A 13,502-nucleotide genomic window follows, 5' to 3' on the forward strand; every position below is an offset into this window, starting at 1 on the left:
CACCCGCCAGATGCTCTCGACCGTGTCGAGCGGCAGGCGCCCATGATGGCGCGCGGCGATGACCCGCATCATGTCGGCCTCGCGACCCGGACGGAAGGCCGAACCGCCGCCCTGGCGCGCCTTGACCGCGATCAGCCGGGCGATGATCTCGCCTCGCTTCATAAGCAAATCATGCATTTCGCCGTCGATCCGGTCGATTTCTTCGCGCAGTTCGGCGAGCGATTCGAGGGCGGAGATCTGGCTCATGGCGTAAATCGCTCTTCTGGCTCGCGACGGGGCGGCGCGGGCGGGAAATTTCCGATGCTCTTTCTATAAACGCCAAGTCCCATCGACGCCAATCTTGCGCCGGAAAACCGGCGCGCGGAACTGCGTTGCTTGACTTGATCCGCCTTGCTTGACTTGGCAAAAGCCCTGCTCCTAAATAACAAACGATCCGTTCGGCAAATCGAACAAGTTGAGCTCTTGACCGAAAACAACCCCGATTCCCTGCTCGGCCTCGACGAGGCCGTGCGACCGCATAGCCAGGTGGCCGCGTTCGACGCGACCCAACCGCTGACCATGGCTGCGGGCGGAATTCTGAGTCCCTTCACCATCGCCTACCAGACCTATGGCGAACTCAACGCGGCAAAATCCAACGCCATTCTGATCTGCCACGCGCTGACCGGCGACCAGCATGTCGCCAATGCCCACCCCCTGACCGGCAAGCCCGGCTGGTGGTCCGCTCTGGTCGGACCGGGCCGCCCGTTCGACACAGAGAAATATTTCATCGTCTGCTCAAACGTCATCGGCGGCTGCATGGGCTCCACCGGCCCGGCCTCATATAATCCGGCCACCGGCGAGGCCTATGCGCTCGATCTGCCGATGGTCACCATCGCCGACATGGTGCGCGCCCAGGCCATGCTGATCGACCGGCTCGGCATCGATGCGTTGTTTTGCGTCGCCGGCGGCTCGATGGGCGGCATGCAGGTGCTCAACTGGGCGGCGCTCTACCCCGAGCGGGTGTTTTCCGCCATGCCGATCGCCACGGCGCCGCGCCATTCCTCGCAAAACATCGCCTTTCACGAGGTCGGCCGACAAGCCATCATGGCCGATCCCGACTGGCGCGGCGGGCGCTATCTCGAACAGGGCGTGCGGCCGGCCAAGGGTCTCGCGGTGGCGCGCATGGCCGCCCATATCACCTATTTGTCGGAAGAGGCGCTGCAACGCAAATTCGGACGCAAATTGCAGGACCGCGCCGGGCCGACCTTTTCCTTCGACGCCGATTTCCAGGTCGAAAACTATCTGCGCCGCCAGGGCTCGACCTTCGTCGACCGGTTCGACGCCAATTCCTATCTCTATGTCACCCGCGCCTGCGACTATTTCGATCTGGCGCAGGATTACGGCGGCTCGCTGGCGCGGGCCTTCAAGGGCTCGCGGACGCGGTTCTGCGTCGTCGCCTTCAATTCGGACTGGCTCTATACGCCCGCCGAATCGCGCGCCATCGTCCATGCGCTCAACGCCGGCGGCGCCTCGGTGTCCTTCGTCGAGATCGACACCGACAAGGGCCATGACGCCTTTCTGCTCAATGAGCCGGATTTCATCGCCACCACGCGCGGCTTTCTCCACGGCGCCGCCAAGGCCCGAGGATTGATCGAAAAGGAAGCCGCGAAATCGTGACCTCCTCCCCGGTCGATCTTCCGCAAACCGCGACGACGCGCATCGACCTGTTGCTGGTCGCAGGGATGGTCGCCGCCGGCTCGCGCGTGCTCGATGTCGGCTGCGGCGACGGCGAGCTGCTGCAGGTTCTGGCCGAACACAAGGGCGTGGACGCGCGCGGCGTCGAAATCTCGCAAAAAGGCGTCAATGATTGCGTCGCCAAGGGCCTTTCGGTGGTGCAGGGCGACGCCGATGTCGATCTCGCCGATTATCCCGACGACGGTTTCGATTATGTCATTCTGTCGCAGACGTTGCAGGCGACGCGCCATCCGCGCCGGGTGCTGGAGCAGATGCTGCGCATCGGCAAGCGCGCCATCGTCTCCTTCCCCAATTTCGGCCATTGGCGCATCCGCTGGCAACTGGCGGTGCGCGGCCGGATGCCGGTCACCGAAAACCTGTCCCATGCCTGGTACGAGACGCCGAACATCCACCTGTGCTCGATCCGCGATTTCGTCAATCTGGTCGAACTGATCGATGCGCGCATCGTCAAGGCGATGGCGATGGACCGCAACGGCGTCCAGATCCGCGTGCAGGCGCCCTGGTGGGCCTGGAACCTGTTCGGCGAACAGGCGGTTTTTTTGCTGGAGCGCCCGAAAAGGACCGAACCGGGCGGCGGATAGAGTTTCGCTCCCTCCATCCGCGAGGTTGCGGTGGAATATGCGTGACAAATCCAGGGATCAAGTCCGGGGACCGGCATGTCGGCGTTGGTGACCTGACTTCCGAGCCGTTGCGCCCGTATCATTTGGACTTGGCGGATAACCGCATTTAAATCGCCCGATTGCATGCTTTCGGTTCACGGCTGACTTTTTTCAACCGTTCGGCGAAGAACGTTGGCCCCGAAGGGGCTTTGTTTACCTGCGCCGGCAATCGCCCAACTCAAAGCCTTGGGCGCCGACGGCGCTGACGTCGTGCGCCCGAAGAACAGCCCGGCCTCTTCGACTGGCGCAGCCGAGGGCGACGAGACCGAGGAGCATCAGCGCCCAGGTGGACGGTTCAGGCGCCGGGGACGCCGTATCGAAGTGCAACTCCAACCGGGAGTAGACTTTTGCAGCGTTCATCGTGCAGGATTTTGAATTCGACGCTGTTTCGACCCAGTTCCATGCGTTCGAGCCGAATGCAATCGTTTTCGGTCCGAGGTATCCAAGGTCGATGAAGCCGAAATCAAGCAATGGCAGCGTTGCGGAATTTGGGTTATTGCCAGGCGTAGACGTCGCCGGGCGATCGTTGTTTGCGTGATCGACGCTCGCGACGTTGGGGCTCGTGAAGACGATTGCACAGGTGCGATGGCAGGGAGAGCCCGCAGTCAAGGCTGCGATACGTTGGTCGATTGCTGTCGAGTTGGACTCAAGCGCCGCCCACGGGCGTGACCATGGGCAAGAGCCGGCCGCCGCCGCTTCAGTAAAGCGCCCTTCATACGGCGATTCGCAAGCGAGCCTTGTTTCGCAAAGGTCAGCCGCCGCCGCCTCGCCGCAGACCTCAAGGCGCGAGGTCATTGCCCGGCCACATCGCGGAGCGAAATCTGTCTGGTTGGACTCAAGCGCCGCCCACTCGCGCGACCATGGGCAAAAGCCGGCCGCCGCCGCTTCAGTAAAGCGCCCTTCACACAGCGATTCGCAAGCGAGCCTTGATTCGCAAAAGTCAGCCGTCGCCTCCTCCCCGCAGACCTCGAGGCGCGAGGTCATAGCCGGGCCACATCGCGGAGCGAAATCCGGCGTGCTGAACTCAAGCGCCGCCCACTCGCGTGACCATGGGCAAAAGCCGTCCGCCGCCGCTTCAATGAAGCGCCCTTCAGATGGCGATTCGCAAGCGAGCCTTGATTCGCAAAGGTCAGCCGTCGCCTCCTCCCCGCAGACATCGAGGCGCGAGGTCATAGCAGGGCCACATCGTGGAGCGAAATCTGTCTGGTTGGACTCAACCGCCGCCCACTCGCGTGTCCATGGGCAAAAGCCGGCCGCCGCCGCTTCAGCAAAGCGTCCTTCACACGGCGATTCGCAAGCGAGCCTTGTTTCGCAAAAGTCAGCCGTCTCCTCCTCCCCGCAGACATCACGGCGCGAGGTCATCGCCGGGCCACATCGTGGAGCAAAATCCGGCGCGCTGCACTCAAGCGCCGCCCACGGGCGTGACCATGGGCAGAAGCCGGCCGCCGCCGCTTCAGTGAGTCCCGGATCGCAGAAGTTTTTGTTAGCGTATTCAAATTTATTATTTTCAGTTTTGACAGATAGATTTCCCGCATCTAAATCGTCAATAGGCTGTCCTTTTTGCATAGCCATAATAGGCATATTATCCGTATTAACATCCGGGCCAACATAGCTTTGCAAGCCGAAGCTGACTGCATTTTCAATTTGATAAATTCCGGTCCATCCGTCGTCGGAGACGGGATTGCATTCGTCGGCGGCTCCAGCCGAATATTCCTGCATGATGAAATATGCTCGATCAGAAAGTATGGAGCGATTTCCGTAAACAGTCATTGCGATTTCCAGCGGATACGAAAGCTGGCCGGACTCATGGATCGACGCCATCAAGGCGCTGCTCGCCGCTTTGGACTGGTCATCGACCAAAAATTTCACATCGTTCGCTCTTGTCGCGGCGCCTCCATTGAGAGTCATCTTCGTCAAATGGATTGTCGCCGCGTGGGCCGTCATAAGCGACAGAAGCGCTGTTACGACCGCAATCAAGCCGCAAAGTCCAAAATTTTTCCAAGGCGAGCGCCCGCAATCTCGAACCAGATATTGGTTCATCGCGCCCCCACCAGGATTGGAAGAATTTTTTGCCATCACGCGTGCGATATGCCGCCCCTGTGTTCGATCTCTTTGCTGAACGATTGGCGCTATGGCCGTGTGCAAAACGCAGCAAACCGCGTGCCGCTCTCAAAGGCCGTTTTGCCTTAAATTCAAAGCGATACTGGAGTTTTGCATATTGCAATTTGCGAATGATTCGCATTGTGCGCAGATCCGTCGCCGCTCTGCTTCAAGATGCGATCCCGTCGGACGAACGAACTCGAAACGACTTGCGCCGCTATCGGGATGTATTCGGAAGGCGAGATCCAGGCGCCGCCGGACGTCATACTTCGACTCGACTCGGACACAAGATCGCCGGACCGGAAGTCGGCTGTTGGCGCTGACGCCAAGGCCCATGAAGGCGCCGACGTTGAGTTCGGACGGGCTGTTCGACCAGCGGTTCGCCTGCGAATTTGTCGGAAGCGACCGTAAAAGCACAAGTTTCCCCGGTTTTCCTGCAAAGCGATGCGGGGGGCCGAAGGCAAGCGGTGATCGGTGCGGCGAAAACTCTGTCGAAGAGCGCTCCGGCCGCGGTCATGAAGAGCAGCCCGATTCCGGTCCCGGGATGGCGATCACGAAGCTTTACACGACCGGCAAGGGCGTTGGTTTGCAACTTGGACCTGATCGGGTTGTTCAAGATGGAAGGTCCGCGATCCGCCGATCTCGGCGGTTGCAACGCGCGCGCGGCCCGCCCGACATATGTCGGGCGCCTGCATTAACCGGAGTGGCGCGCCTCACTGCTCGTCGTTCATCGGATGCAGGTCGCGGACCATGGCTTTCAGGCGCTCATCCAGCACGTGGGTGTAAATTTGCGTCGTCGCAATATCCGCGTGGCCGAGCAATTCCTGGACGATGCGAAGGTCGGCGCCGTTTTGCAGCAGGTGGCTGGCGAAGGCGTGGCGCAGCACGTGCGGACTGACTCGCGAACGCGAAATCCCCGCCGCAGCCGCCAGATCCTTGAGATCGCGCGCAAAGGCCTGCCGGGTCAGGTGGCCGCTTTCGGCGTCCGACGGAAACAGCCATTTTTGCGCCGCAAGCGCCGGGTGAAGCTCGACCAGCACGCGGCGGTAGGTTTTCAGCGCCTCGCAGGCCGGGCCGGTCAGCGGCGCGAGGCGCTCGCGCCCGCCCTTGCCCTTGATGACCAGAAAACCGCCGCCCTGTTCGAGGGTTTTTTCGGCCATGCGCGCCGCCGACAAGGGCAGCGAGACCAGCTCGGAAACGCGCAGGCCGGCGGCGTACAACACTTCCAGCAGGCAGGCGGCCCGGCGCGCCCGCAACCGCTCGCCAGCCGGGCGGGCCGGATCGTCCAGCCCTTCGCGGGCGACTCGCAAAAGGGCGTCCACTTCCGCGACCGACAGGATTTTCGGCAGCCGCCTTCCCTGCCTCGGCCCCTCCAGCAGGACGGCGGGATTGTCGGCGCGCTGCTCCTCGGCTGCGAGAAACCGATGCAATTGGCGGATCGCCGAGAGTTTTCGGGCGGTGGAGGAGGGTTTGAGCGCCGCGTCGGCCAGACTTGCCAGATGGTCGCGGATGTCCTGCGTCGTCGCGGTCAAGGGATCGCGTCCCTTTGCCGCCAGAGCGGCGATATAATCGCCGAGATCGCGGCCATAGGCGTCGAGCGTGTTCTTCGACGCCCCCCGCTCCGCCGCCAGCATGTCCAGAAAATCCGCGACCGTGCGACGGGCGCAAGCGCTCGGCAAGCCGGTCGGCGCGGTCATTTGTTCAGAGTGGCCGGCGCGACCGGCTGGCTGATTTCGCGCGGCGCCGGCTCGACGAAGGCGACAAGCGCCGCCATGCCGACAAAGACGACGCCGGCGGCGAGAGCGACAAGAAACAGAAAGCGGAACAGGCTGGGCATGAGGCTCTCTGGGGCTCTTTCGGGCTCTTCGGGTCGGATTGCGGCGAAAGTCGGTTTAAGTTAGCCCTCGCGTCGTGATAGTAAAGGCGGGATATGTCGGATCAAGCCTTCGTTCACAGCCAAGGGGCGTCCCAAGGGGCGTCCGACCCGGCGGCCGCTCCGCCGTCCCGCGACGCCCGCGCGCGGGCGGTCGTCAAGGCTTTGAATGGGCGCCCGATCGTGCTGGTAGGCATGATGGGCTCGGGCAAGACCGCCATCGGCAAGCGGCTCGCCCATCGGCTAGGCCTGCCCTTCGTCGATTCCGACCATGAAATCGAGGCCGCCCATCGCCTGAGCGTCAGCGAAATCTTCGCCCGCCATGGCGAGGCCTATTTCCGTGACGGCGAGCGCCGGGTTCTGGCGCGGCTCATCGGCGGGGGCGAGGGGATCATCGCCACCGGCGGCGGCGCCTTCCTCCATCCGCAGACACAGTGTCTCATTCGCCGGCACGCGGTGTCGATCTGGCTCAAGGCCGATTTCGACGTGCTGATGCGCCGCGTCCGCAAGCGGCCGACGCGGCCGCTGCTGCAAAACGCCGATCCCGAAGCGGTGATGCGCCGGCTGATGGATGAGCGCTATGGCGTTTACGCGCAAGCCGATCTGACGACTTTGTCGCGCGACGCGCCGCATGAGGCGATCATCGCGGAGATCCTCGATGCGCTCGAAGGCCATCTGGCCAAACAAGGAGAAATTTCGCACCCGATGTCCGCGCCCGCGCTCCCCCCGGCCACCACCCGCGTCAACGTCAAACTGGGCGCCCGCGCCTATGACATTCTGATCGGTCCCGATCTCGTCGCCCATGCCGGCGAAAAGCTGGCGCAACTCGCGCCTGACGCCGCCGCCTTCATCGTCACCGACGCGCATGTCAAGGACCGCTGGCTCGCGCCGCTGCAGGCCAGTCTTGACGCGGCGGGCGTGCGCCATGACCATCTCGTGCTGCCGTCCGGCGAGGCGACCAAGGACTACGCGCATTTCCAGGAACTTTGCGAGGCGGCGCTGGCGGCAAGGATGGAGCGCGGCGATTTGCTCATTGCGCTGGGCGGCGGCGTGATCGGCGACCTCACCGGCTTTGCCGCCTCGGCGCTTCGGCGCGGCATGGGGTTTGTGCAGATTCCCACCACCTTGCTGTCGCAGGTCGATAGTTCCGTCGGCGGCAAGACCGGCATTAATTCGAGCCTCGGCAAGAATCTGGTCGGCGCCTTTCACCAGCCCTCGCTCGTGCTGGCCGACACCTTGACGCTCGCCACGCTGCCCGCGCGCGAATTCGCCGCCGGCTATGCCGAAGTCGTCAAATATGGCCTGATCGACCGGCCGGATTTTTTCGCCTGGCTCGAAAACCACTGGCCGGCGGTGTTCGCCCATGGTCCCGAACTCGATCACGCCATCGCCGTCTCTTGCGAATCCAAGGCCGCCGTGGTGGCGCGCGACGAAACCGAACAGGGCGACCGCGCTCTTCTCAATCTCGGCCATACTTTTGGCCATGCGCTGGAAAAACTCGTCGGCTACGACGGCGCCCGGCTGGTCCATGGCGAAGGCGTCGCCATCGGCATGGCCTGCGCCTTTCGTTTTTCCGCCGCGCAGGGGCTTTGCCGCTCAAGCGCGGCGGCGCGGGTGGAAAACCATTTGCGCGCTGTCGGGCTGAAGACGCGTATTTTGGAGATTTCGGGCTGGAGCGCGAGCGCCGAGGACATTGTTGCGGCGATGGGGCAGGACAAGAAAGTCCAGCGCGGCGCGCTGACCTTCATTCTCGCCCATGACATCGGCAAAAGTTTCATCGCCAAAAACATCGAGCCTGAGGCGGTGCGCGCCTTCCTCATCAATGAATTGCGCGCGGAGGCCTGAACCATGCACGGCGGCGGCGGCGTCTTGCCGGTCAATATCTGGGTCGCGACGGGGATCGTGATCCTGTGCATCCTGTTTTCGGCGCTGTTTTCCGGGTCCGAAACCGCGCTGACGGCGGCGTCGAAGGCGCGGATGCACGCACTCGAAAAACAGGGCGACGGGCGGGCGAAAACCATCATCCGCCTGCTCGGCGGACGCGACCGGCTGATCGGCGCCATGCTGCTCGGCAACACCTTGTTCAATATTTTCGCCTCGGCGTTTTCGACCACCATGCTGGTCGCGTTTTTCGGCGACACCGGGGCGCTTTACGCCACCGTCCTGATGACCGTCCTGTTGCTGGTGTTCGCCGAAGTCCTGCCGAAGACCGTGGCGATCAATTATCCCGACCGCGTATCGCTGGCGGTCGCGCCGGTCGTTTCGTTCTTCGTCGCGCTGTTCGGCCCGCTGCTTTTTGGCGTCGAAATGCTGGTGCGCGGCGCGCTGCGCGTCTGCGGCGTGCGGCTCGGCGAAGCCCATGGCCTGCTGACGCCGCAGGAGGAGCTGAAAAGCGCGGTCGATCTGATGCACCGCGAAGGCGACGTCGCCCGCTCCGACCGCGACATGTTCGGCGGCCTGCTCGACCTCAAGGAGCTGACCGTCTCCGACGTCATGGTCCACCGCACCAAGATGCTGACCCTCGACGCCGATCTGCCCGTGGCGGACATCGTGCGGGAAGTCGTCGCCGCGCCCTATACCCGCGTGCCCCTGTGGCGCGAACACGCCGACAACATCATCGGGGTGCTGCACGCCAAGGACCTTCTGCGCGCCCTCGCGCAAGCCGGCGGCGACGCCGACAAAGTCAAGCTGGAGATCATCACGCTCGAAGTCTGGTTCGTGCCGGACACCACGACGCTCGAAGAGCAATTGCAGGCCTTTCGCCGCCGCAAAACCCATTTCGCGCTGGTTGTGGACGAATATGGCGACGTGCAGGGTCTGGTGACGCTCGAAGACATATTGGAAGAAATCGTCGGCGACATCCGCGACGAGCACGATCTCGCGCTGACCGGCGTGCGCCGGCAGGCCGACGGCGCGGTGATCGTCGAAGGTTCGGTGCCGATCCGCGATCTCAACCGCGTGATGGACTGGGACCTGCCGGACGAGGAAGCCACGACAATCGCCGGTCTCGTGATCCATGAAGCCCGCGCCATTCCCGAACAGGGCCAGAAATTCGGTTTCCACGGTTTCCGCTTCGAGGTGCTGCGCAAGCAGCGCAACCGCATCACCTTGCTCAGGCTGACGCCGGAGCCGGCGGAAGAAGGATGAAACCCCGGTTTTCGAGCCCCGGCGTCGAGACCGCAATGCTCGAGACAGCAGACTTCGAGAGGCGCAAGCGAACTTTGCAGCGACAGGCCGGCCGTTGGAAGAATTTTGGCCCGTTCCGCTATCTACCCGCGGACCGACCGGCGGCGCTCCAAACCTGTGTCAGAAACAATGCCTGTACACGGGGGCGTGAAATTCTCTAAACCATTGACGTAGAATGGCTATCTCTTTCACCACCGGGCAAAGCCGAAAATGAGCGCGCAGGTTGTTCCGTCGTTTGAAGAAGGCCGGGGGACGGCTGCGCCGCGCGTCCATCCGCGCACGATTGGCTGGGTCGGAACGGCGGCCCTCGCCATGGGCGGGAGCAACCAGAGCCTGTTCCTCATGGCGGCGCTGTTTGGCGGCCAGGGCGACATCCCCGGACAGGGAAGCGCCTCGATCATCCTTTTGGCTGTCGGGCTGTTGCTGGGCTTCGCCGCCGCCCCCGGCTGGATCGAACTTGTCCTGATGTCGCCGAACCGGGTGGGTGGAATCGCTGCGGCGTGCACTGCGGCGTTCGAGCCTTACGGCGCCATTCTCTCGGCGCTTACCGGGGTTTGCTACTGGTGGGGCTGGGTTCCGACCTGCGGCCTGACGGCGTTGTTTTCGGCTTCGGCGATCAACCAATGGGCGCTGCCAGACGTGCCCGTTCCAGCCATCGCCTGTTTCCTGGTCGCCTTGTTCGTGGCGGTCAATCTCGCCGGCATCAAATGGGTCACCCGGGTCAGCGTCCCCATAGCAACCGTGTCCGCCGCGCTGGCTTTCGTTTCGATGATCGCGCCCGTCCTCGCCGGGCGAGCCGACTGGACGTCGCTGGGGCGATTCCATCTCGACACGCCTTTTCCGGGCTGGTTCGGCGACGTCACGTCGCTGATGGCGGGGCTCTACCTGGTCGGCTTTGCGGCCCCGGCTTTCGAGGCGGCGACCTGCCATGTCGCCGAGACGATCGATCAGAATCGCAATGTTCCGCGCGCCGTGCTGGCGGCGGCCTTCATGGCGGCGATATTCTTTGTCGGCCTGCCGATCGTGTGGTTTTGCGTTCTTGGGGCGGAACCGCTGACCGGCGATCTCGGGCAGGTGCTCGGTCCGACTTTCCAGCCGCTTTTCGGAGGTTTGGCGAAGTCGGCCGCGATCTGGTTCATGATGTTCAACATGTTTCACGGCACGATGCAGCCGCTTGCGGGCGCGGCGCGCACCTTGTCGCAGTTGAGCGACGACGGTTTGCTGCCTCGCTTCCTCGCCTTGCGGTCGAAGAACGACGCGCCCTGGGCCGCCACGATCCTGACGGCTGCCTTTTCGATCCTTTTCCTGTTGATGGGCGATCCGATCTGGCTGGTCGCCGCCGCCAATTTTACCTATTTGATCGGGATTTGCCTGCCCAACATCGCGGTGTGGCTTCTGCGGCGCAACGCTCCGGGCGAGGCGAGGCCCTGGCGCGCGCCGCGCGGCACGATCGGACTCGGCGTCGCCGCCGCACTGGTCTGGCTGACCTCGACCGTGCTGGGCTTTGAGCAGTTCGGACTTCCCACCGTGGTGTTTGGGCTTGCCATGGCCTATTCCGGCGCCGGCCTGTTTGCATGGCGCAAGATGGAAGATCGGGTGCGGGCCGGTTTGCCCGCCGTCAGAATGACGCTCCATCTCAAGCTGACCGGCGCGATGCTGCTGGTCCTGGTGCTCGACGCGGGGGGCTATCTCATCGCGGTGAACAGCATACCGGCCGGCCAGCCCGCCATGGTCGCGGCGCTGGAGGATATTTTTGTCGCCGTCGCGATCCTGACGATTACGGTCGGCGTGGTTTTGCCCGGCATGATCGCCCATAGCGCAGCCGAGATCAGCGCGGCGGCGCAGCGCCTTTCATCCGGCGTGCTGCACGATTTCTCCAGCGCCATGAATTCGCTCGCCAAAGGCGATCTGGCTGGCGCGCATCTGGAAGCCAATATCTTCCCCGTCGTCGTGCGGTCCCAGGACGAACTTGGAACGATGGCTGAAAGCTTCAACGAGATGCAATTCGAAGTCAAAAAAGCGGCTCGGGGGATCGACGGCGCGCGGGAGGGGCTGCGGGGAGCGCGAGCCGAACTGACCGAATCGAACGAACATCTGCGGGAGGAGGTGCGCAAACAGGAAAAACTGGCGGCCGAACTGATCCTGGCGCGCGACGCCGCCGAGGCGGGCAATCGAAGCAAGGCCGAGTTTCTGGCGATCATAAGCCACGAACTTCGCACCCCGCTCAATGGCGTGATCGGTCTCGCCGGGCTGCTGCTCGACGCGGATCTGGACGATCGCTCCCGCCGCTACGTCGAGACGCTGAATGAAGCCGGCGACCATCTGTTGCAGCTGATCAACGATCTGCTCGACTTCAGCAAACTCGAGGCCAATCAATTCGTGTTTGAAGAAGTTGTTTTCGATCTGGATTCAGTCTTGCTCAGCGTTCTCGACCTGATCGGCGCCCGCGCCCGGGCGAAAGGACTCAAGCTTTCAAAACATATGTCCGACCAATGTCCGCCGGTTCTGATCGGCGATCCGGGCCGATTGCGGCAAGTTCTCAGCAATCTGCTGGGCAACGCCGTGAAATTTACCGAAAAAGGCGCCGTCTCGGTAGAAGTTCGGCGCCTTCCCTCAAGCGATGCCGAGGCATTGCTTGAATTTGCAATCACCGACACCGGGATTGGCATCGCTTCCGACAAGCTGCCGCTGCTGTTTCGCGAGTTCAGCCAGATCGACAGCTCGATATCGCGACGCTTCGGCGGCACCGGATTGGGACTGGCCATCAGCAGGAGGCTGGTGACGCGGATGGGCGGGACCATCCGCGCCGAAAGCCGACTGGGCCAGGGATCGACATTCCGGTTCACCAGCCGGTTCAAGCTGGCCAAGGCCCCCCTCGAAAGCGTCGATGAATCGCCGATGAGGCTCGATGGCCGACGGATTCTGATCGTCGACACTTGCGAAGCAAACCAAAAAATTGCCGCACAGCAGGTTTCGGACAGAGGCGCGACCGTCGTCGCCTTGAGCGATCCGCGGGAGACCCTGGCGCGACTGCGCCTGGCGACATCGAATGGCGCTCCGTTCGATGCTGTCGTCATCAACCGGAATTTGCCCGACTTTGACGGAAACAGCCTGGCCCGCGAGATCCGCGCAGGGTATGATTTTGCCGGGCTTCGGCTGATCCTTGCCTCGTCGGGCGAACTGGATTTCGACCAACATGTCTTAATGGAGGGATCGTTCGATGCAATTCTGGCCAATCCTGTTTCCGCCAACGGGCTCGTTCGGGTTTTAGGCGGCGGGGAGAAAAAACGCGCACCCCCCGAAAAGACTGGAACCGGGATCATTGCGTCGTCGGCCCGAAAAGCCGGCAAGGCGAAAATCAGAGTGCTGGTTGCCGAGGATAATCAGACCAACCAGCTGGTGATCAGGGCCCTGCTCGAAAAGGCGGGCGTGCGCGTCGATCTGGTGGCCAACGGACTTGAAGCGGTCTCGGCGGTGCGCGAACGTCCTTACGATCTGGTGCTGATGGACGTCATGATGCCGGAACTCGATGGAGTCTCGGCCACCCGCCAAATAAGAGCGCTGCCGGGCGCGCAAGGCCGCATTCCGATCATTGGCCTGACGGCCAATGTATCCGAGGAGGATCACGCCGCTTTCAGGGCGGCGGGGATGGACAGGGTGATCACCAAACCCGTTCGCTATCAACAGCTGGAAGAACTGCTGTCGGCCGGCAGGTGGGGCGGATCTCGCGGATCGGCGGAGCCCGAATGAACGCGCCGGATGCGGTCCGCATCGCCAAGATGTATCCGGGGTGAACGGACAGGCGCGGAACCGCCAAAGTTTTTGGCGCCGCCGCTTCCGCCTGCCCGTCCATTCTTGCCGGGCGACCGCAACAACCCTTGCGATTCAACTAATGGCGGACAGAACCGGTCCGATGTGCTATGTTGCCCGCTAACAAAGCCGGAGAATTG

10 protein-coding genes are annotated in these 13,502 nt (G+C 63.0%); 5 read left to right on the forward strand and 5 right to left on the reverse strand.

The genetic code is table 11. The annotated features are described in order from the left end of the window. Positions 1-246 (reverse strand): chorismate mutase (locus QZY01_RS19020; protein WP_294540331.1); only part of this gene is annotated, 246 nt, incomplete at its 3' end. A 279-nt stretch (positions 247-525) separates the two neighbouring features. Between QZY01_RS19020 and QZY01_RS19025 the strand changes: the two genes are divergently transcribed. Together QZY01_RS19025 and metW are read left to right on the forward strand one after the other, a co-directional pair. Then, positions 526-1,656 (forward strand): homoserine O-acetyltransferase, encoded by a 1,131-nt coding sequence (locus QZY01_RS19025; RefSeq protein ID WP_294540409.1) that lies wholly within the window; start codon positions 526-528, stop codon positions 1,654-1,656. Beyond that, positions 1,650-2,315 (forward strand): methionine biosynthesis protein MetW, encoded by a 666-nt coding sequence (metW, locus tag QZY01_RS19030; RefSeq protein ID WP_294540411.1) that lies wholly within the window; start codon positions 1,650-1,652, stop codon positions 2,313-2,315. The genes QZY01_RS19025 and metW overlap by 7 nt, the downstream gene beginning before the upstream one ends. Before the next feature lie 231 nt (positions 2,316-2,546). On the opposite strand, the gene QZY01_RS19035 is transcribed toward metW, so the two are convergent. The 4 genes from QZY01_RS19035 to QZY01_RS19050 form a co-directional block, all read right to left on the reverse strand. After that, complete coding sequence (locus tag QZY01_RS19035) at positions 2,547-4,262, reverse strand: PEP-CTERM sorting domain-containing protein (protein WP_294540333.1); 1,716 nt, start codon at positions 4,260-4,262, stop codon at positions 2,547-2,549. Next, positions 4,243-4,635, reverse strand: coding sequence for a hypothetical protein (locus QZY01_RS19040; RefSeq protein WP_294540335.1), 393 nt, complete (start codon positions 4,633-4,635; stop codon positions 4,243-4,245). The genes QZY01_RS19035 and QZY01_RS19040 overlap by 20 nt, the downstream gene beginning before the upstream one ends. A gap of 571 nt (positions 4,636-5,206) precedes the next feature. Next, positions 5,207-6,190 (reverse strand): site-specific tyrosine recombinase XerD, encoded by a 984-nt coding sequence (locus QZY01_RS19045; RefSeq protein WP_294540337.1) that lies wholly within the window; start codon positions 6,188-6,190, stop codon positions 5,207-5,209. Beyond that, the gene (locus QZY01_RS19050) at positions 6,187-6,330 is read right to left on the reverse strand and encodes a histidine kinase (protein ID WP_294540340.1); all 144 of its coding nucleotides are present in this window, start codon (positions 6,328-6,330) and stop codon (positions 6,187-6,189) included. The genes QZY01_RS19045 and QZY01_RS19050 overlap by 4 nt, the downstream gene beginning before the upstream one ends. Positions 6,331-6,423: 93 nt before the next feature. Between QZY01_RS19050 and aroB the strand changes: the two genes are divergently transcribed. From aroB to QZY01_RS19065, 3 genes are all read left to right on the forward strand, one after another. Then, positions 6,424-8,211, forward strand: coding sequence for a 3-dehydroquinate synthase (gene aroB / locus QZY01_RS19055; protein WP_294540342.1), 1,788 nt, complete (start codon positions 6,424-6,426; stop codon positions 8,209-8,211). A gap of 3 nt (positions 8,212-8,214) precedes the next feature. After that, on the forward strand, positions 8,215-9,513 hold the full coding sequence (locus tag QZY01_RS19060) for an HlyC/CorC family transporter (RefSeq protein WP_294540344.1): 1,299 nt from the start codon (positions 8,215-8,217) through the stop codon (positions 9,511-9,513). A 249-nt stretch (positions 9,514-9,762) separates the two neighbouring features. Beyond that, positions 9,763-13,302 carry an amino acid permease gene (locus QZY01_RS19065; RefSeq protein WP_294540346.1) on the forward strand — a complete coding sequence of 1,180 codons (3,540 nt, stop codon included), beginning with the start codon at positions 9,763-9,765 and terminating at the stop codon, positions 13,300-13,302. Positions 13,303-13,502 lie beyond the last annotated feature (200 nt).

This window comes from uncultured Rhodoblastus sp., from assembly GCF_903903185.1.
GTDB lineage: Bacteria > Pseudomonadota > Alphaproteobacteria > Rhizobiales > Beijerinckiaceae > Rhodoblastus.